Origin of the sequence: Catenovulum sp. 2E275, from assembly GCF_025515275.1 — a bacterium.
Taxonomy (GTDB): Bacteria; Pseudomonadota; Gammaproteobacteria; order Enterobacterales; family Alteromonadaceae; genus Catenovulum.
The window spans coordinates 37,315-58,739 of sequence record NZ_JAOPFU010000001.1 but is presented as its reverse complement, the minus strand read 5'-3'; the positions used below and the strand labels follow the sequence as shown (position 1 = coordinate 58,739).

At 37.2% G+C, this 21,425-nt stretch carries 14 protein-coding genes; 9 read left to right on the top strand and 5 right to left on the bottom strand.

What is annotated here, in order from left to right; genetic code table 11:
- Window positions 1–174: 174 nt before the first annotated feature.
- The 6 genes from N7931_RS00200 to N7931_RS00175 all read left to right on the top strand — a co-directional run bounded on the left by N7931_RS00200 (window position 175) and on the right by N7931_RS00175 (window position 12,672).
- Complete coding sequence (locus N7931_RS00200; protein WP_262791224.1) at window positions 175–1,392, top strand: endo-1,4-beta-xylanase; 1,218 nt, start codon at window positions 175–177, stop codon at window positions 1,390–1,392.
- 70 nt (window positions 1,393–1,462) lie between these two features.
- Window positions 1,463–4,222 carry a beta-galactosidase GalB gene (gene galB, locus N7931_RS00195; protein WP_262791223.1) on the top strand — a complete coding sequence of 920 codons (2,760 nt, stop codon included), beginning with the start codon at window positions 1,463–1,465 and terminating at the stop codon, window positions 4,220–4,222.
- A gap of 13 nt (window positions 4,223–4,235) precedes the next feature.
- Window positions 4,236–6,410, top strand: coding sequence for an alpha-glucuronidase family glycosyl hydrolase (locus tag N7931_RS00190; protein ID WP_262791222.1), 2,175 nt, complete (start codon window positions 4,236–4,238; stop codon window positions 6,408–6,410).
- Window positions 6,411–6,451: 41 nt separating this feature from the next.
- On the top strand, window positions 6,452–8,167 hold the full coding sequence (locus N7931_RS00185) for a glycoside hydrolase family 43 protein (RefSeq protein WP_262791221.1): 1,716 nt from the start codon (window positions 6,452–6,454) through the stop codon (window positions 8,165–8,167).
- Window positions 8,168–8,236: 69 nt separating this feature from the next.
- Window positions 8,237–11,287: a glycosyl hydrolase 115 family protein gene (locus tag N7931_RS00180; protein WP_262791220.1), complete on the top strand. Its 3,051-nt coding sequence runs from the start codon at window positions 8,237–8,239 to the stop codon at window positions 11,285–11,287.
- Window positions 11,288–11,415: 128 nt separating this feature from the next.
- A complete protein-coding gene (locus N7931_RS00175; RefSeq protein WP_262791219.1) occupies window positions 11,416–12,672 on the top strand; it encodes a DUF1593 domain-containing protein in 1,257 nt (418 codons plus the stop codon).
- A gap of 163 nt (window positions 12,673–12,835) precedes the next feature.
- Here the strand turns inward: N7931_RS00175 and N7931_RS00170 are convergent, their stop codons facing one another.
- Both N7931_RS00170 and N7931_RS00165 read right to left on the bottom strand, forming a co-directional pair.
- Window positions 12,836–13,756, bottom strand: coding sequence for a LysR family transcriptional regulator (locus N7931_RS00170; RefSeq protein ID WP_262791218.1), 921 nt, complete (start codon window positions 13,754–13,756; stop codon window positions 12,836–12,838).
- Between the two features lie 95 nt (window positions 13,757–13,851).
- On the bottom strand, window positions 13,852–14,691 hold the full coding sequence (locus N7931_RS00165; protein WP_262791217.1) for a hypothetical protein: 840 nt from the start codon (window positions 14,689–14,691) through the stop codon (window positions 13,852–13,854).
- Window positions 14,692–15,008: 317 nt separating this feature from the next.
- Here N7931_RS00165 and N7931_RS00160 point away from each other — a divergent pair, with 317 nt between their 5' ends.
- The 3 genes from N7931_RS00160 to N7931_RS00150 all read left to right on the top strand — a co-directional run bounded on the left by N7931_RS00160 (window position 15,009) and on the right by N7931_RS00150 (window position 18,669).
- Entirely contained in the window at window positions 15,009–16,751 is a 1,743-nt protein-coding gene (locus tag N7931_RS00160) for a polysaccharide lyase family 7 protein (RefSeq protein WP_262791216.1), read from the top strand.
- Window positions 16,752–17,208: 457 nt separating this feature from the next.
- The gene (locus N7931_RS00155) at window positions 17,209–18,087 is read left to right on the top strand and encodes an NAD(P)-dependent oxidoreductase (protein WP_262791215.1); all 879 of its coding nucleotides are present in this window, start codon (window positions 17,209–17,211) and stop codon (window positions 18,085–18,087) included.
- A gap of 237 nt (window positions 18,088–18,324) precedes the next feature.
- The gene (locus N7931_RS00150; protein ID WP_410369316.1) at window positions 18,325–18,669 is read left to right on the top strand and encodes a cupin domain-containing protein; all 345 of its coding nucleotides are present in this window, start codon (window positions 18,325–18,327) and stop codon (window positions 18,667–18,669) included.
- Between the two features lie 104 nt (window positions 18,670–18,773).
- On the opposite strand, the gene N7931_RS00145 is transcribed toward N7931_RS00150, so the two are convergent.
- The 3 genes from N7931_RS00145 to N7931_RS00135 form a co-directional block, all read right to left on the bottom strand.
- Window positions 18,774–19,262: a gluconokinase gene (locus tag N7931_RS00145; protein WP_262791213.1), complete on the bottom strand. Its 489-nt coding sequence runs from the start codon at window positions 19,260–19,262 to the stop codon at window positions 18,774–18,776.
- Between the two features lie 15 nt (window positions 19,263–19,277).
- The gene (locus tag N7931_RS00140; protein WP_262791212.1) at window positions 19,278–20,516 is read right to left on the bottom strand and encodes an Nramp family divalent metal transporter; all 1,239 of its coding nucleotides are present in this window, start codon (window positions 20,514–20,516) and stop codon (window positions 19,278–19,280) included.
- A gap of 96 nt (window positions 20,517–20,612) precedes the next feature.
- Window positions 20,613–21,377 carry an SDR family NAD(P)-dependent oxidoreductase gene (locus N7931_RS00135; protein ID WP_262791211.1) on the bottom strand — a complete coding sequence of 255 codons (765 nt, stop codon included), beginning with the start codon at window positions 21,375–21,377 and terminating at the stop codon, window positions 20,613–20,615.
- Window positions 21,378–21,425: the final 48 nt, after the last annotated feature.

Here is a 21,425-nt window from a genome sequence, read left to right as displayed (position 1 = left end):
ATAAACTATATAAACATTAATAAAATGTAAACTCTTTTCAGGGTGATAACTGAAAAAAATTGAAAATATTTAGGATTAATTTGTATTGGTATTGTAAAAATATTCATTTTTAAGCTGGATTTTTACAAATATCCATAATATAGTTTATTTGACTATTAATTGGGTTTTTAACAAATGAAACAAATTAAATTGACCAATATTGGGGTAACAATGAAAAAGCTCTGGATTGCTGCTTGTGCTGGATTAGCGCTAACGGCCTGCGCAACTTCAAATAATTCAATGACACAAATGAGTGCATCTGTTTCTAATACTGAAACAATGACTTTGCGTGAAGCCTATCAAGATAAATTTTTAATTGGCACTGCATTAAGTGAATCTCAAATTATGGGATACAGTGCTTATGACCAACAAAGTCAGGCTGTTTCTAATCGCCAATTTTCAGCAGTAACCGCAGAAAATTCAATGAAATGGGAAGAAATCCAGCCTAAACCCGGACAGTTTAATTTTAAAATTTCAGACAAATTAGTCGAACTTGCCGAAAAAAATAATCAGTTTGTGATTGGGCATACTTTGTTGTGGCATCAACAAACGCCAAACTGGGTATTTGAAGATGAAAATGGGGCGCCCGCTAGCCGAGAATTATTACTGAGTCGACTAAAAAATCATATAGATACCATTGTTGGACGTTATAAAGGACGAATTCAAGCGTGGGATGTGGTTAATGAAGCATTAAATGAAGATGGCACTATGCGACAGTCAAAGTGGTATCAAATTTTAGGGGAAGATTATATTGCTAAAGCTTTTGAGTTTGCGCATGCCGCAGATCCAAATGCTGAACTTTATTACAATGATTATAATTTGTGGATGCCGAAAAAACGCCAAGGCGCGGTTAGCATTGTCCAATCTTTATTAGATAAAAACATTCCAATTACCGCAATCGGGATGCAGGCTCATTATAGTATTCCGTCATTAGTGACTAATCCTGATTTAGCCGAATTTGAAGCTTCAATTATCGCTTATAAAAATTTAGGCATTAAAGTGATGTTAACCGAGGTTGATATTACTGTGATCCGTTTCCCGGGGGCAGAAAACCAAGGTGCAGATATTTCAATTAGTTATGAGCTTCAAGATAAGTTTAATCCGTATAGCAAAGGTTTACCTGAATCTGTTTCAACTGAATTTACTCAACTTTTGGTTGATATGTTCAAAATTATTGCCCGTCATCAAGAATCTATCTCTCGTGTGACATTCTGGGGGGTGAATGATAGTCAGACTTGGCGTAATGGTTGGCCGATTGAAGGTCGTACAGATTATCCGCTATTGTTTGATCGCCAGAATAAAGCAAAACCCGCTGTTAATGCATTAATAGAATTAAGTAAAACACATTTTTAAATTTTATTGAGATTGAATACTCTGTTAAAAGCCAATTTTTATTGGCTTTTTTTCGATATAGGAATCAGTAATGAAAAAATTAGTAACGGCTATTTTAGGTGCGCTTGCTGTATGCGCCTGTTCAAAAGCGCCGGATAATCCGTCAGATGTAGATCAGGTTAAAATATTGCCGCAAACCTCACGGCAAGTTTTGTCATTAAACCAAGACTGGCGATTTTATAAATATGACAATGCAGCATTAGCCGATGAGCTGATTTATGATGTTCGCCCTGCAGTTGAACATTTTAAAGATGATAAAGACGCTGATACCAAACCGACCGATGCGGTTGAGGTAACCTCTGATAAAACGGTATTAAAACCGTGGATTTTACCAACAGGTAATGAATTTATTGCTGATCCTGCTAAACGACATCAACGTCCTGCGGGTAACCCAGGCGGTGATTTTAAATTTGTTCAAAACGACTTTAATGACAGTGGATGGCAACAAGTTAATTTACCACATGACTGGGCCATAAATGGGCCATTTTACCAAGGTGAAAATCCAGAAGTTGGTGGGGGTATGGGGCGTTTACCTAGCCCGGGTATTGCTTGGTATCGTAAAGATTTAACTGTAACGGAAGTGGATAAAACTAAAAAAATCTATCTGGATATTGAAGGCGCTATGTCTTATTCAATGGTCTGGTTAAATGGTCATTTAGTGGGAGGATGGCCATTTGGCTATTCAAGTTATCGGTTAGATTTAACGCCTTATATTAATTTTGGCGGTGAAAACCAAATTGCGATTCGTCTAGATAATCCAAATCATTCTTCTCGTTGGTATCCAGGTGGTGGGTTATATCGGGATGTTTGGTTAGTTAAAACGAATCCTGTACATGTTGACCAGTGGGGAACTAAAGTTCATACCGAGTCTGCAACGACTGAACGGGCACTGGTTAATTTTGAAGTGAACGTAAAAAATACTACAGCAGATACTCAAATGGTAGAAGTAAGCTCTGAAATTTTTGAGCTTAACAGCCAAGGGCAAATTCAAGGTAACTCTGTTGCTCAATCACCTAAAAAGACATTGCGTATTAGTGGCAATAGCACAGCGGCCAGTCAAACGGGGATTGAGGTAATGAACCCTAAATTGTGGGGGCCAAAGCCACAGCAAACGCCTCATTTATATGCTGCGATCACCAAGGTATTTAAAAATGGTCAACTGATTGATCAGTACCAATCTCAATTTGGGATCCGCACCCTTAAATTTGATCCGAATGCCGGTGTTTATGTTAATGGTGAACTGATTAAGCTAAAAGGGGTTAACCAGCATCATGATTTAGGGGCATTAGGCGCTGCATTTAATCGTAGAGCGGCTGAGCGTCAATTAGAAATTTTGCAGGAGATGGGCACAAATGCAATTCGTATGGCTCATAATCCACCTGATCCAGAGCTATTAGAATTGACTGATAAAATGGGCTTTTTAGTAATGGATGAATCATTTGATGTATGGCAAAAGAAAAAAACACCGCATGATTTTCATTTAATATTTGATGATTGGCATGAGCAGGATATGCGGGCTTTAGTTCGCCGAGACTATAATCATCCATCTGTTATTATGTGGAGTATAGGTAATGAAGTCGGTGAGCAATACGATGGTGAAGCAGGTTATAAACTCGCGCAACATTTAACGGATATTGTAAAAAGTGAAGACCCTTATCGCCCGACAACGGCCTCGAAAAACTGGGCAAAACCAGATATGCCATTTGCTAATGGGATGGATGTAATTAGCTTAAATTATCAAGGTGAAGGTATTCGCCAAGATCCTATTTTTGATGAAATTAAAGACAGAATAAAAACTAAACCTCAGTATCAGCCTTATCATAATGCGCACCCAGACAAAATTATTTTAGGGAGCGAAACAGCATCTGCTTTAAGTAGCCGTGGTTTTTATACGTTTCCGGTGACAGATAAAATCAGTTCGCCAGCTCGTGATGGTATGGGTGGCGACTCTAAAGCTATGCATGTGAGCAGTTATGAATTGTACGCGGTTGATTTTGGTTCATCCGCAGACAAGGTGTTTAAAGCAGTTGAAAGCCATCCATTTGTTGGTGGTGAATTTGTTTGGACCGGATTTGATTATTTAGGCGAGCCGACCCCTTATTACTCAGCCCGAAGTTCATATAACGGGATGATAGATTTAGCCGGATTTAAAAAAGACAGATTTTATTTATATCAGTCTCACTGGCGTCCTGATTTACCTATGGTTCATATTTTACCGCACTGGAATTGGCCAGACAGAGTAGGCAAAGTGACGCCTGTGCACATTTTTACGTCGGGTGATGAGGTTGAACTGTTCTTAAACGGACAATCTTTAGGTCGTCAGCATAAAGCGCAATACGAATATCGAATGCGTTTTGATGAGGTTATTTATCAACCTGGTACATTAAAAGCGGTTGCTTATAAAAACGGTAAAAAATGGGCTGAATCAGAGGTCAAAACCACAGGTTCAGCTGCTCAATTAGCTGTATCTGCTGATCGCACAAATATTCGTGCAGATGGCAAAGATTTATCTTTTATTACGGTAAAAATACAGGATAAAAATGGATTGACTGTACCTAAAAGCCATCACTTAATTGAATTTAGCATTGAAGGTAATGGTGAAATTGTTGCAACCGACAATGGTGACCAGACTGATTTTACCCCGTTTAATTCACATCAGCGCAATGCATTTAATGGCTTAGCTTTAGTGATTGTAAAAGCTAAACCAGGCACGGATGGCGTATTTAAACTAATCGCAAAATCGGCAGATTTAGCGTCAGACAGTATTCAAATTAGTGCTAATAATCTTTAACAGAGCTTTAAATATGAAAAAATTATTATCTATGGTGTGGGTATGCATAATGAGCTTAACTGCGCTTTATGCAAATGCTTCCAGTATTGTAACAGGTGAAGATGGCTACCGGTTGTGGCTAAAATATGACCCCATTCAAAATCAAGGTATTTTACCTGAGTATAAAAAATGGTTGGTAAATTGGCATGTCGAGGGGAACTCCAAAACCAGTCAGATTATTCGTGATGAATTAGATTATGCCTTTAATGGTTTATTACAAGCATCTAATCCAACCGTTTTAAACTCTGCGAATTTAGTGGTTGCGACTGCTAAAACGGCCAGCCAATTTTTACCAGAGGTAAATCAGCAGCTAAGCCAGTTAGGGGATGAAGGCTATGTCATTCGTCAAATGCGTTATAACAACAAGCCAGTTGTACTCGTTGCAGCTAATACGGATATAGGTGCATTGTACGGTACATTTGCCTTATTGCGTTTAGTACAAACAGAGTCAGATTTAAGTCATATCAATGTTGCAACTGCACCTAAAACCAAAGTGCGGGTCTTAAACCACTGGGATAATCCAGACAGGCATGTAGAACGCGGTTTTGCTGGCGAGTCAATTTGGGACTGGCATAAATTGCCAGACTACAAATATCAGAAATATACAGATTATGCGCGCGCTAATGCTTCTATTGGGATTAACGGCACAGTATTAAATAATGTAAATGCTGATCCTATTATGCTGACCCCCGCTTATCTTGAAAAAGTAAAAGCACTGGCAGATTTATTTCGCCCTTATGGGTTAAAAGTTTATTTATCGATTAAATTTAATTCGCCTGCAACATTGGGTGGCTTAAAAAATTCAGATCCGCTAAATCCAGATGTTCAAGTATGGTGGGATAAAAAAGTTGCTGAAATTTATCAGCTGATTCCAGATTTTGGCGGCTTTTTAGTTAAAGCAAATTCAGAAGGGCAGCCTGGTCCGGGCGATTATGGCCGAACTCACGCACAAGGCGCAAATATGCTGGCAGATGCATTAAAACCACATGGCGGTATTGTGATGTGGCGGGCATTTGTTTACGCCAATGAAAAAAATGAAGAGCGCTCGAAACAAGCTTATTCAGAATTTAAACCTTTAGATGGCAAATTCCGTGAAAATGTGATGGTGCAGGTTAAAAATGGTCCAATAGATTTTCAACCACGAGAGCCAATTAGTCCATTATTTGGGGCAACTAAACAAACTCCAATGATGATGGAATTTCAAATCACTATGGAGTATTTAGGATTTAGTACCCACTTTGTTTATTTAGGACCAATGTATGAAGAAGTCTTAAAAACAGATACCTATGCAAAAGGTAAAGGGTCAACTGTTGGTAAAGTAGTGGCAGGTGAAGTTTATGATTATCCCATTACCGGTATGGCAGGGGTGTCTAATATTGGCTCTGACAGAAACTGGACCGGACATATTATTTTGCAATCTAACTGGTATGTATTTGGCCGCATGGCGTGGGACTATAATATCAGTGCAGAGCAGGTTGCCGAAGAGTGGACTAGAATGACTCTGAGTAATAAACCAGCGGTTGTTAAAAAGGTCACTGAGATGATGATGTTATCGCATGAAGCAACTGTAAACTATATGACGCCGTTAGGCTTGCATCATATTATGGGCACTGGTCATCATTATGGTCCGGGCCCTTGGGTTGATGATTTAGGCCGAGCGGATTGGAATCCGGTTTATTATCACAGAGCGGCAAAAGACGGTATTGGTTTTGATCGTTCACCAAGTGGTGTTAATGCAGTTGAACAATATTTTTCACCATTAAAAGAGCAATTAGCAGATCCAAAAACAACGCCAGAAAAATATTTATTATGGTTCCATCATTTACCTTGGGATTACAAAGTGGAGTCTTCTGGTAGAACCTTATGGAATGAAATCGTTCACCGGTATTATTTAGGGGTTGAGCAAGTTGCACAAATTAATCAAAGTTGGGACAGTTTAAAAGGCCAAATTGATCCGCTGCAATTTAAACAAGTGCAAATGGCTAATACTATCCATTTAAAAGAAGCAATATGGTGGCGCAATGCTTGTGTATTGTATTTCCAAACTTTTTCTAATCAGCCTATACCTGAAGGATTAGAGAAACCAAAGGGTACATTAGAAGCATATAAAGCCATGCAATTCCCGTTTGCGCCGGGGCAAGGTGAATAAATTCAAGTTTTATATTTTGAATTTAAAACATTGGTAAAATAATGAGATATTTAAAACCTCTAAAAGTATTGTCAGTTTGCGCCTTATTGGCGCTGGCTGGCTGCTCTTCAAATAACGAAACTGAATCTGATCCGAATCTTAAATTTAATCAACAAGCTGATACCGCTTATTTTGATTGGTTTAAATATCAAGGTAACGACACTGTTTTTAACCAACCACTTGCTGCTGACGAATTTCAAAATCCAATAATTTCAGGTTTTTATCCTGACCCGAGTATTACCCGTAAAGGCGACGATTATTATATTGCTACTTCATCGTTTGCTTATAATCAGGGGTTACCGATTTTTCATAGTAAGGATTTGGTTAATTGGACTCTGATTGGCCATGGTTTAACACGAGATAACCAATTTGATTTATCTGGTATCGACGTATCCAGTGGTATTTATGCACCTACTATCCGTTATCACAATGGCTTGTTTTATATTATTACTACTGCTGTATATTCAGGGGGAAACTTTATCATTACAGCGCAAAACCCTGCAGGACCTTGGTCAAAACCAATTCTGTTACCGGAGGTAGGTGGTATTGATCCAGATATCTTTTTTGATGATGACGGTAAAGTTTATATTGCGCATAATGATGCCCCATTGGGTAAACCTTTATATGAAGGTCATAGAGCGATTTGGTTATGGGAATATGATCCCGTTGCCCAAAAAGTAAAACCAGAATCGAGAAAATTAATTGTCGATGGTGGCACAGACATCAGTAAAAAACCAATCTGGATAGAAGCCCCTCATATTTATAAAATTAATGGTTGGTACTATTTAGTCTGTGCAGAGGGAGGGACAGGCTATAATCATTCAGCGGTGGTGTTTAGAACCAAAGATTTAAATGAACCTTTTACCCCTTATCAAGCTAACCCCATTTTGACTCAACGAGATTTAGATATAGACCGACCGGATCCAATTACAACCGCTGGGCATGCTGATTTAATTAAAACTCCGCAAGGGCAATGGTGGGCTGTATTTTTAGCAACTCGTTCATATAACAAAACCTTGTACAATACTGGGCGTGAAACCTTTTTATTACCTGTAACCTGGACAAATGACGGTTGGCCAGAAATTTTACCTAAAGGTGAAACCATCCCTTACCGTCTTAAAAAGCCTACCAGTGGTGAAAAAATTACACATGCAGAGCAAACAACTGGTAATTTTAGTTGGACGGATGAATTTGAAACTAAACGACTTGATTTAAATTGGAGTTGGTTAGGTAGTCACAATAATGCTAGTTGGTTAAGGTTAAATAATGGATATGCGCAATTAAAAGCAAATAAACAAAATTTGATGAGTTTAGAGCAGCCTGTTTATTTAGCAAGACGTGTTCAGCATCAAACTTATCAAGCAAGTACAAAAGTTCTCCTACCAAAACAAACAGGTTTACAACTCGGTATCACGGCTTATCAAAATGAAAAATTTCATTATTTTTTGGGATTAGAAAAAATAGATACAGCTTACCGCTTATTTGTTGAGTCTGTTGTTGAAGGCAAACGGCAAGTGCTTAAACATGTTTATTTACCCGATCAAGTTGCTGCAATTGAGTTGGTTATATCGGGTGATAAAGACCAAATCAACTTTAGCTATCGTCAAAATAAAGTAACTGAACCTGTGTTAATGGGTGCAGATGCAACCATTTTAAGCACAGAAAAAGTCGGAGGTTTTGTTGGATCTATGCTAGGGCTACATGCAAGGAAATTTTAGGCTCTGAATCTGTTTCTTTAGCCTGTCATAAATAATGCAGGCTAAAGAGCTTCACTTTTAAGAAATTAATTGAATAAAATAAGACATGAAAATATGAATATATTCTGTACTAAAAAAGCGCAACTATTTGCATATTATATTTTTATTAATTTATTAAGCGGGTGCGGAATTATAAATAGTCATGAGCAAGGTAGCCCCAATTCTAAATATGCCTCTGATAGTAAGTGGCAGCCTTATGACGGTATGCAGTTGGTTCAGGAAACCGATTACTTAACTATTCCGTTTATGCCAATAACATCATCCGAAACAAAAAATTCTATTAAAATTGCAGACAACTTCTCAGCTTCCACAATCTATTATAGTCAATTTGACGCACAAGTCGTCTCAATAGCCGCTAATGCATTGGCAAAGGATATAGAGACTGTTACTGGTAGCAAAGCACAGGTTTTAACAACAAAGCCGCATAATAAAAATGCAATTATTATTGGTACTATTGGTGACAACCCCTTGATTGATGAACTGATAGCAAGTAACAAATTAGATGTTTCTACTATTTCTGGTAAATGGGAGGCCTATTTTGCGAAAGTAGTTCAAAATCCATTTAAAGACGTAGACCAAGCATTAGTGATCGCTGGGAGTGATAGACGCGGTACTGCTTATGGAGTATTTGCACTATCTGAGGCAATCGGCATTTCACCTTGGCATTTTTGGGGAGATGTCCCTACAACCAAAAAAACCGCTTTATATGTTGCCGGTCAATACATTCAAAGATCACCAGGTATTAAGTATCGCGGTATTTTTATCAATGATGAAGACTGGGGATTATTGCCTTGGGCAAGTAAAACATTTGAACCAGAAATAGGAAATATTGGCCCTAAAACTTATGCCTCTGTTTATGAATTGCTACTGAGGTTACATGCGAATATGATTTGGCCTGGAATGCATGAATTTCCTCGTGAAACGACACCATTTTATTTAATGCCAGGTAATAAAGAAATGGCTGACAAATATGCAATTATCATCAGTACATCGCATCACGAGCCCATGTTAACTAATAGCCATGAGTTCAAAAATGATGAACATGGTGAATATAATTATTGGACGAATCAGAGCACTATATACAAGCTTTGGGAAAATCGAGTTAAAGAAACAGCCCCTTACGAAAACATCTATACGATTGGAATGCGTGGTCGTACAGATGTAGGTATGTTGGCGCCTGAAGGCACAACAGAACAAGGAAAAGCAAAAAAGATTCAGCATGATATTATCCCAGACCAACGGAAAATGATCTCAGAACACGTACACCATAATCCAAAAGAAATACCACAAATTTTTATTCCTTACAAAGAAACCCTAGTGCAGTATCAATCAGGTTTAGAGTTGCCAGATGACGTTATTATTGTGTGGCCTGATGATAATCATGGATATATTCGCCAACTTTCAACACCTGAAGAGCAAAAACGTAGTGGTGGTTCAGGTGTGTATTACCATCTTTCATATTGGGGTGTACCTGCTAGCTATCTTTGGTTTAATAGTACCCCGCCGGGGATGACATATGCTGAAATGATCAAAGCTTGGGATTTTAATGCTAATAAAATGTGGATTGTCAATGTTGGAGATATCAAACCACATGAGTTTGGCACTGAATTCTTCCTACGCATGGCTCGAAATCCTGAAGCATTCAGAAATTTTGACCAACATAAATATTTTAGCCAATGGGCAGAACGAACTTTTGGTCAAGAATATGCTAAAGATATTGCGAACGTTATGCAAAGCTATTTCAGCTTAAATATCGTTAAGCGGCCAGAGCATATGCATACTAGTGGTTCAAATACTTTCAGTATGATCGCAAAAGGTGATGAAGCAATGCAAAGATTGAACAAGTTTGAAAAAACCACTGAGCTTGCTAACCAAATTTATCAACGCTTAGCTAAAACCTATAAAAGTTCATTTTATCAAATGGTATTATATCCGATAAGGGCTACATATCTGATTAATAAAAAGGAATTATTAGCGGAACGGAGTCGTTTATGGGCAAAACAAGAGCGTGCTGCGACTCATATATTAGCAGAGCAGGCTAGAGAGGCGCATAACGACTTAATGGACGAAAATAAATTCTATAATGAAATCAATTCCGATGGTAAATGGAAATATATGATAAGTCCTATGCCTGTAACCGATTTACCAAAATGGGCCTATGAAACTCAAAACCCTTGGCGTATGCCGGAAGTCGGCAGTTATCAGGCGCAAACCAAAGGCCAACTATTGGTTGCTATTGAGGGAAATGCAGCGCCACTCGAACAAGGCAAAACAGGGCTATTACCTTTATTTAACAAAATTGCAGATACTCATTGCTTTATTGATGTATTTAACAAAGGTATTCAGCCGATTCATTGGTCTGCAACTGCAAATAAATCATGGGTCAAATTAAGCCAAACAAACGGTCAAAATGATAATCGGATTATTGTCAGTATTGACTGGGAGTTAGCACCTAGCGGTAAAGATATACCAGCAAAGATAACCATATCCGATAAAAATAGTGAATATGATATTACACTTAATATTTTTAATCCGACAAACGTAGTAACAAATAATTTAAAAATAGCGGTTGAGAATAAAAACGTAGTTGAAATAGAAGCTGAAAACTATATTTCTCAAACTGATGGGGAAAATGGAACTTACTGGTATCAGTTAAATTCTGCTGCGGCTTCAAAGCATGCTATGACTACTCAACCTTTTACAGTCGCTAGCTTTGATGTTACTCAGCTAAAAAATCAAAGTCCATCTTTGAGTTATCAATTTTATACAGTTAGTACTGGAAAAATAAAAATACATACGCATGCTTTACCAACTCATAAACTTACTTCTGAGCATCAAGGTGTTCGATATGCGATATCTCTGAATGGAGAAAATCCACAAATTATTGATTTGTACGCTAAAGAATATTCTACTTCGTGGACTGTAAATACTTTGAGAGCTGTATCAATTGGTATATCTGAGCATCAAATAAATCAAGCCGGTATTCAAGATATAAAAGTCTGGATGGTGGATCCTGGTGTTGTACTGGATAAGTTCATTCTAAACCTTGAGCAGAGTATCTCACCCACTATTCATCACTAATATAATCTAGTGAATAGGAAAATTTATATATGATTAATAAAAAAAAGATATGCTTTATTAACTTATTCGTATTAACGATATTGGTAGTTAGTTGTAGTTCCCAATCGACTAAATCTGGAAACGAAAATTTGGTCACGTCAAAAGCTCGAGTGATTCATACCACTGATATGGGGGCTGATCCAGATGATCAACAATCATTAATTCGGCAATTAGTTATGGCTAACGAAGTTGATATTGAGGGAATTATTACTTCAACAGGTTGCTGGAAAAAGTCTCAACAAAATACTGATTACGTCGATAAAATTTTACAAGTGTATGATCAAGTGTATCCAAACCTCATCCAACATGCACAAGGCTTTCCTACCCCTGAATTTTTACAATCAGTTTCAGTTATGGGACAAACTGGTTATGGGATGAGTGATGTAGGTACAGGAAAAAATTCTCCCGGATCGGATTTGATTATCGCTGCAATAGATAAAAAAGATACCAGACCTTTGTGGTTAACTTGTTGGGGAGGGTGTAACACCATAGCTCAATCTTTATGGGATTTAAAAAATAATCGGACTGATACAGAGTTTTCGGAGATTATTAAACGAATTCGAGTATATGATGTACTAGGTCAAGATAATGCTGGTACTTGGATAGCGAAAACATTCCCTGAACTTTTATATATTCGAAGCCTCGCCGTCTATAGCTGGCAACCGTCTGACGATTATTTAGCAGAACATATCCAAAGGCATGGTCCTTTAGGAAGAGCTTACCCAAATCGCCAATGGGCAACTGAAGGTGATACACCCGCATTTATGCATTTAATAAACCCAGCTTTAAATGATCCGAATAAAGTAGCTCAAGGCGGTTGGGGAGGTCGTTTTGCTAAGCAAAAGCAGCCTGCTATACGAGGCATGGAATGTATGAAAGGAGAGGATGAGTTATTCGATCCTTATTACATGTATGGTGATGCAGCGGAAGGTGGCAAAGCAATTAGCCGTTGGAAAACTGCATACAACAATGATTTTCAAGCCCGTATGGACTGGACAATATCAGCTCAGTATAAGGATGCAAACCATCATCCGTATGCAGTTGTTAACGGAATTAAATCTGAGCAAGTTGTTTATGTTAAAGCAAAAGCTGGTGATTCAATTTTTTTGTCTGCTAGTGAAAGTTCAGACCCTGACGGAGATAAAATTCAATATTCATGGGAGTTTTATAAAGAAGCAAGTGATTATCAAAAAGAAATTGTGATCTTACAGCCGACCGAGGTTAACACCCACTTATTGATCCCAAGCGATGCCAAAGGGAAAGAAATACATATTATATTGTCAATTATTGATGATGGTGAACCTCAATTATATGCATATCGCAGAGTCATTATCACTGTAGTCTGACTACAGATAATTATATGTTAAAGCCAATAATTATTAGCCTAGTTTAATCATTATTGGCTTAGCTCTATTAAATTCAATTACCTTGCGGGTGAGTACTTTAACTCAAAAATATTGATGGCTAGGATGAGTTTATATTACATGTAATTATTCTGGTTATCGTAATTTAGGTTATTTTAATAGTTTCAAATATTTCTTTTATTTGGCTACGTATCCATTTACGCAAAGGATCAGTTTGTGTTCTTGGATGCCATACTTGCTCCATTTGTACTGTTGGCAAATTTAATGGGGGTGGTTGACAAGCTAAATCATTATAAAGGCTAGTAGCATGCCGAGCGATTGGTGTTAAGCAAGTTAACATTAAAGTGGAATTACGAATAACATGAGGTAGTACTAAAAAGCTGGATGCACCAGCAATAACTTCACGCGACCTTCCCATTTTTGCTAATGTTTTATCAACTACTCCATTTAAATCGCCAGTTAAACTGGTTACTACATGTTGACTATTAATATAGGTTTCTAGATCCAGTTGAGTTTGGCAGTGTGGGTTATTTTTATAATACAAAACATGAAACTGATATTCTGCCAGATTTTGACGATAATAATGGTTAGGTAAATCCTGATAAAAACCTGCTATTGCAATATCGCATTTACCCTGCTCAAACGCATCTAGAGGTAGGCCTCCACCTGTATTTCGGGTGATAATTTTCACTTTTGGTGCCATTTTTCTTACCCGTTTAATTAGCTCTGGCAATATTAACAGCTCAATGAAATCTGTAGTAAATATATGAATATTATCGGGTTTATTAAAAAAATCTTGGTCTTTTGTCTGTTGATAAAATTGCTCGATGGATTTAACTAAACCACATACCTCCAGAGCCATTTGGTCTGCTTTTGGTGTCGGGGATAAACCCCGCCCAGTACGGACAAATAATTGATCTGAAAATTCATCTCTGAGTTTATTGAGCTTATGACTTAAAGCGGGTTGGCTTAGGTTTAATCTTTTTGATGCTTTAGTTAAACTGCGTTCTTCATACAAGACGCTAAATAAATATAGCAAATTAAAATCTTTATTCTCGATATTCATTTTTTAAGTTATCGCTTTAGGGATACTATTTTCAAGTTAACATTGACAGTTATATAAAAGTCAATGTTAACTTAAAAAAGCAATAACAAAACAAGCTAAAAACTTTGATTATTTAATTCTTTTGGAGAGAGTAGGTTAACACCTCTCGCCATGAAAATATCATCATATTTTAATCCTCCATTTCCATACGGGGCATTATGAGGACCTGTATTACAATTCATCAAAAAGTGGGTTAAAGTTTGTTCTCGCTTCATCCTAAATGTTGCTTGATGATAAACTTGGGTTTGATTTGGAAACTCTGCACCACCTTTCATAAACACGTCATAAGTCTGCCCCCCTTGCGATTTGGGGGAGTTATTAACGATATACCAAATTTCATACCAAGTGTTAGTTTGCAACGGTTTGGCCGATTTTTGGCTAACTGGATTGATTATATTAGCGTAACCTTGATCTGTTTTTACCATAAGCGCTCCTGTATTGACTAACCCCGAAGACTCAGTTTTATCTGTTACTCTCAAGGTAGGTTCAAAAGCGTTGTAGTCATGGTTTATTATGCCTTGTTTGTCTAAATTACTAAGCCCAAAAGCATGGTTATTTGGAAAAGACTCGACATTTATTCTAGTATAAAATGTGTAAATTTCCCCTACTTGTACAGGCATGGGCAACTTCTTGAAAGTGAGTGCTTTTCTGTTACCGATCACGCCATTTTCTGCTGGTTTTTTGAGTAAATATTTATTGTTGGCGTTTTCTGTTTTTATTTCGGTGATCTGAGGATTATTAATAAAAGGCCTAGTTTCGTTTTTAGTGTCAATCTGATGCCAGCTATGAATATTTTCTGATTCTTCAAAAGTATCTATCTTAATCCAATCATTACCATACGCTCCGCTAATTTGAGAAAAAAGTAGACTAATCCAAAATTTTTTTAAAAGCTTCATAATAACCCTTGTTTGTCGTTGATTGTCACATTGTAAGTCTTATTGTAAGTTTTCAATTTATTTTTGTTAAACATTTTGTTGTTTTTATTTTTAATTATAAAACAGCATTTTATGGATTTTTGTTGTTTTTATTTTATTAATTTAGTTGTGTGTTTTGGTTAATTTTATTTGACTTTTTATTTGATATTTTAACTTTTTAAACTAAATTACTGAATTGATGTAATACATTTTGTTTGTTTTTTTGTATTGCAATGTTTCGTTTTTTTGTAAATCGAAAATTGAGTGGATTAAGATTAATTAAATGAAGGAAATTTAAATTGAAAATATCAAATCTATTGATGCTTGTTTCTGGGTTTGCTTTTAGTGCCATGACGCAAGCCGGAACGATTAATATTGACAGTGCAGAAGACTGGGGTGGCAGCCATGCTAATTACCCTGCATCAAATGTACTTGATGGTAGTTTGAGTTGGTCATCCCGCTGGGCTGCGTCAGGTTCTCCTGTTAATTTACAACTTAATATAGGTTCAGTTAAAACAGTTTCAAAAGTCGGAATCGCTTGGGGGTTGGGAGACAACCAAAGTTATGAGTTTGAAATTTGGACTCGGGCTGAGAGTTCTGGTAGTTGGAACAAAGTTTATGATGGTTACAGTTCAGGTAATACCGAAAGTTTTGAAGTATATGATATTCCTGACACTAATGTTCAACAAGTGAGAATTAAAACTTTTGGTAATAGTGCAGGTAGTAGCTGGACCAATATAAAAGAAGTTGAACTCTATGATGAAGCTGGTAATGGTGAGCTGACAATTAATAATGCTTTTGATGATGGCAGTGGTCATGGCAGTTATCCTGCAACTAATGTGATAGACAATAATACCAATTGGGCTTCAAGGTGGGCTGGGGCTGGATCCCCTGTCAATCTAACCGTTGAGTTAAATGAAACTACACCTATCACACAGCTTGGTATTGCATGGGGACAGGGAGATTCAAGAGTTTATACTTTTGAAGTCTATGCAAGACCAGGTACAAGTGGTAGCTGGACTAAAGTATTTGACGATGTGAGTAGTGGAAATACTACTAATATTGAATTGTTTGACATTACAGATATCGATGCTCAGCAAATTCGTATTAAAACATTTTCTAATAGTGCAGGTAGTAGCTGGACTAATATTACGGAAGTTAAAGTTTTTGGGCAGGAAAATAGCAATAGCGGAGGCAATTCGGATTTAGACCCAACTAAAGCACCTTCTGAAAATTTTGATTTGTCCAGATGGTATTTGAGTGTGCCGACTGATACTGACAATAGTGGTACTGCCGATAGTATTAAAGAAAATGAACTAAATAGTGGTTACCAAAGTAGTGCGTATTTTTATACCGGATCTGATGGTGGCATGGTGTTTAAATGCCCGGTAGACGGTTATAAAACGTCAACTAATACTAGCTATACTCGAACTGAATTACGTGAAATGTTACGTGCAGGCAATACCTCTATTGATACTTCTGGTGTAAATGAAAATAATTGGGTATTTAGCTCGGCGCCCAGTTCTGCTAAAAATGCAGCTGGCGGTGTTGATGGGACTTTAGAGGCTACTCTTGCGGTGAATTATGTAACTACAACAGGTAATTCTGATCAGGTTGGTCGGGTTATTATTGGACAAATTCATGCCGAAGATGATGAACCGGTTAGATTGTATTATCGTAAACTTCCTGGTAACAGTAAAGGCTCAATTTATTTTGCTCATGAGCCAGGTAATGGCAATAGCGAACAATGGTATGAGATGATTGGTTCACGAAGTAGCAGTGCGTCAAATCCAGCTGATGGTATATCCTTAAATGAAAAATTCAGCTATGAAATTAATGTTACTGGAAATTTATTGACTGTAAAAATCTTACGGGAGGGTAAACCTACGGTAACGGAAACAGTTGATATGAATAACAGCGGCTATGATGATGCAGATGATTGGATGTATTTCAAAGCTGGTGTTTATAATCAAAATAATACTGGTAACGGCAGTGATTATGTACAAGCCACTTTTTATGCTTTAGAACAAACTCATAACTAAAGCTTTTGCTATTAATTAATTGACAGGTTCGTAAGTAAGTTGCGAACCTGTCAATCTTAGTTTCGTTTTTATTCTATTGTTGTTTTACAATTAATTTGATTTTTATCATTTTAAAGTTTGAAACTATCCAACCTATCACCAACTTGGTATTCATCCTCTTTCACCAAAAAAACTATATAAAAATAAGTTTCTTACATGGATAAGCAACGCTAGCGTTTATTTTAAATCAAAAAATATAGGTTAAACAAAAGCTAATCATAAAAATAAACTCAATATTTTTTGTATTACGGATTTATTTTTGATTGACTTACAATGTGATTGACAATTTTGTTTTGTTTGGTTAGTATTTTTTGTGTTGGGTTATTTTACGGTGGGGTAAGGCATTCGTGTCAAAGCAACTGTAGATAAATAATTTAAGACCCAGATAAAAATTTGCTAATTGACTTAGGAGTTTAACATGGCAAAACCAACTATAGGTTTCATTGGTCTTGGCCTTATGGGCAGCAACATGGTTCAAAACTTACAAAATAAAGGTTTTAAGCCAGTTGTAATGGATCTGAATAAAGATGCTGTTGCAGAAATTGTTGCACGTGGTGCAACCGAAGCTAAGACAGCCAAAGAACTTGCTCAAGCAAGCGATATTATAATGCTTTGTCTAACAACATCTAATGTAGTTGAGAAAGTAATTTATGGTGAAGAGGGTATTTTAGCGGGTATCAAAGAAGGTGCTGTCGTTGTTGATTTTGGGACTTCTATTCCAGCTTCTACTCGTAGAATTGGTGCTGATTTAGCTCAAAAAGGTGCTGGCATGATTGATGCTCCGCTAGGGCGTACTCCTGCACATGCCAAAGATGGTTTACTTAATATTATGGCATCAGGTGATTTAGCTATATTTGAAAAAGTTAAACCAGTTTTAGAGCAGCAAGGTGAAAATGTGTTTTACTTGGGTGCTTTAGGTTCGGGTCACACTACTAAATTAATTAATAACTTTATTGGTATGACGACTGTGACTGCAATGTCGCAAGCTTTTGCTGTTGCAGACCGAGCTGGAGTTGATCGAAAGCAATTATTTGAAATCATGTCGACTGGACCATCTAATTCTCCGTTTATGCATTTTTGTAAAAACTATGCGGTGGATGGGGTAAGTGATTTAGGTTTCTCCATTAATAATGCTAATAAAGACTTAGGTTACTTTCTTGAAATGGTTAAAGATTTAGGTACTAGAGCACAAATTGCAGAAGGTACGTCTGCTAACCTACAAGCCGCTGTTGAATCGGGCTTAGGTAATGGCAATGTGCCTGAAATTTTTGATTACTTTTTAAAGCTAGAGCAGTAATTTATTTTTAGTTGTGGCTGTCTACCGGTTGCACAAAATTGTATTTGCAATCTCGAAAGCGTATTTAAATATACCAATTAAATACGCTCATTCTATTGTGTTATCCATTAATTTTGAGTTCAGTGCTCAAGCCTTTTAGATAGGCTATATTGCTTATTAACAGGATTTAATATATTTAAATAGTTGGTTGAAAAGGTTTATCTGAATTCGGGTTAATCAATTTTATAGGGTTTAGTGATGAGTCAGAGTGAACACTTTTCTTTTGGCAATAAAACGCCAATTGAAGATATTGGTGGTGGTTTAAAACGTCAAATGTTGGGTTATAACGAAGAGCTAATGGCTGTTAAAATTTGGTTTGATAAAGGTGCTATTGGCTATAATCATGCACATCGCCATTCTCAAGTGACTTATGTAGTAGAAGGTGAGTTCCATTTTAATATAGACGGCGTAACGCAAATATTAAAAGCTGGTGATAGCTGTTTTATTCCACCTTATGCCGATCATGGTGCAACATGCCCAACGGGTGGCATTTTGATTGATACGTTTAGTCCTGCGCGTGAAGACTTTGTTGACGATCTTTAATCTTAAAAAGAAGCCAGTAAATATATTACCGGCTTCTTTTTTACTTAACTTCCACTTTAACTCTTGATTAGAAGTTAGCTTAAATCCCACTTTATACCGCTGATTTATTTCTCATTTAAGCTATCTACAATTTGATTGATGATCACTTCAGGCTGCTGCGCAATATCCATCACGAGCCCATATTCTGGTAACTCTAGTGTGTCAAGTTGAGATGTTAATAACGCGGGTTTAAAAAAATGTCCTTTGCGGTTTTTCAACCTTTGCATTAACAGTTGTTTTGAACCATTTAGCATCACCCAGTTAATCTGTTGACGGCATTGAGAAGAAAGCGTTTGCCGGTAACTTTGTTTAAGCGCAGAGCAAGCCAAAACAGCGCCTTCATCTTTCGCCCAAACAGATATTTGGCTTGATAAAGTTTCAAGCCAGGGTTGGCGGTCAGAGTCGTTAAGTGGAATTCCCTTATTCATTTTTAATAGATTAGCATGCGGATGAAAATCATCCGCATCATAAAATGGCAGGTTTAAGCGATTAGCTAATAGCTGGCCGATGGTTGACTTTCCGGTACCGGATACCCCGCCTATAATTAAGATCATCTGTGCTTATCCTATTTATTCAACTAAAGCTAATACGCCGTTATAAGAGATCATGATTGAAAATAAAAAGGCGAGTCCTAAAATAAAATTAAGCAGATATCCAGCTTTATACTCTTTCATTAGCTGTTTGTTATTAATCATTAAAATAATGCTAAATACCACCAATGGTAAAACAAATACATTAAATACTTGTGTTAATAATTGGCCTTTTATGGGGTTAAAACCTAACACTGGGATAGTTAATGCGCACACAGCTGCAATCCCAGTAATGATTCTAAACTGTTTTGACTGAGTATCTAACTTACCTGAGCGATAATCTTCAATTAACAGAGGGGCAATTAACATACAAGGGAAAACCGAAGATAAGCCAGCAGCCAAAGTACCAAAAAAGAATACAGTTAAAGCTGTTTTACCTGCTATTGGTTCTAACGCATTAACCATATCTAATACTTCGGTCACTCTTTGTCCATTATGGAATAATGCACCAGATGCAACAGCCATTACGGAAGCGCTGATAAAAAAGACCAAGACAGAAGCAAGAATTGCATCTTTTTTCTGCTGATGTCTATCATTCATGCCCCAGCCTTTGCCTTGAATAAACAAAGGACGAGACAAAAAAGTTGCGGCAGCCATTGTTGTGCCTACAAATGCTGCCACCATCATTTTGCCGCCTTCAACATCAGGGATGACTGGCATTAACCCTTTTATTACTTCTGATGGCAGGGGGTGAACAACAAATAAAGATAATACAAAAGATAATCCCATACAGGAGACAAAGATAACGAGCACTTTTTCAAAAAGTGAATATTTTCCAATTAATAAAATTGCATACATAATACCAATTACAATCGCAGCAATGGCTATTACGACAGGATATTTATGCGCTATAACAGCCGGAAAGTACATTGCTATCATTTCAAAGATAATGTTGGCTGAAATCCCTAATATGCCAATTAATGAATTCCATTGGCCGAAACTAACGCCAACAATAATCAAAATAGCAATCGGTTTACCAAATTTTAGATGTTTTTTGAAACTATAAAGTGCTGTTTCGTTAGTGACTAATGCAAAATTTCCGTAGGCATAAATCAGCGCTCCTGAAAATAAACAACTTAATAGTAAAACCCAAAGTAATTGCATACCAAATGTGCTACCTGCAACTATCATAGCTGTAACACTGCCGGTACCTATTGTGTAACCTATGGCTAAAAATGCCGGTCCAAAGCTGAGAAGTGTTTTAATTAATGCTGACACTGATCTATCCCCTGTGTTGCAGGCCATCATGGGTAATACATGTTAGCCCGTTCAGTGGTTAATATTTAAAATAGCTTGTTAGGTTTTAAAGCGGCGTTACATATTGTAAACGCCGCCATTAATATCGAGCGTTGCCCCAGTAATAAAACCATCATATTCAGAGGCTAAATAAATCACCGCACGAGCAACATCATTTACATTGCCTGCACGTTGTATTGGGATGCTTGCAATTGTTTGCTCAGCAGATTCTTTGCTGGTATGGGTGTTATGAAACGAAGTGCCTAAAATTAATCCAGGAGCTACTGCATTTACTCTGGTGCCTTGTACACCTAGCTCAGCGGAAAGCGCACGGGTGAAAGTTAAAATAGCGCCTTTACTAGTTGCATAAGCCAGCGAACCTGGATGCCCTCCTTTACGTCCGGCTAATGACGCTAAATTAACAATACTGCTATGAGGATTATGTGCAAGGTAAGGTGCTGCTGCCTGAGTAACTAACATCATAGAAGTTAGGTTAATATCCATCACCTTTTGCCAGAAATCAGCCTCGATTTCATTTAGCCATTTTCGAGCCACTAATGAACCGGCATTATTAATTAAAATATCAAGCCCTCCAAGTGCAATCACACTTTGTTTGATTAGTTTGTCGGCTTGTGCTGAATGAGTTAAATCTGCGCTAATTGCTATCGCTTTTTGACCTTTATCTTGTGCATATTTAACCAATCGATTAGCGGTTTCTGCACTAGATAAATAATGGATGGCGACATTGGCTCCACAGTCAATAAATTGTTTACTAATCGCTTCGCCAATACCCTGTGCACCGGCAGTAATAAGTACATTTTTGCCTACTAATTTGTTATTCATGTAACTCTCCACTGCTTTTATGCGGTTAAACTTAAGCAAAAAAGCAGT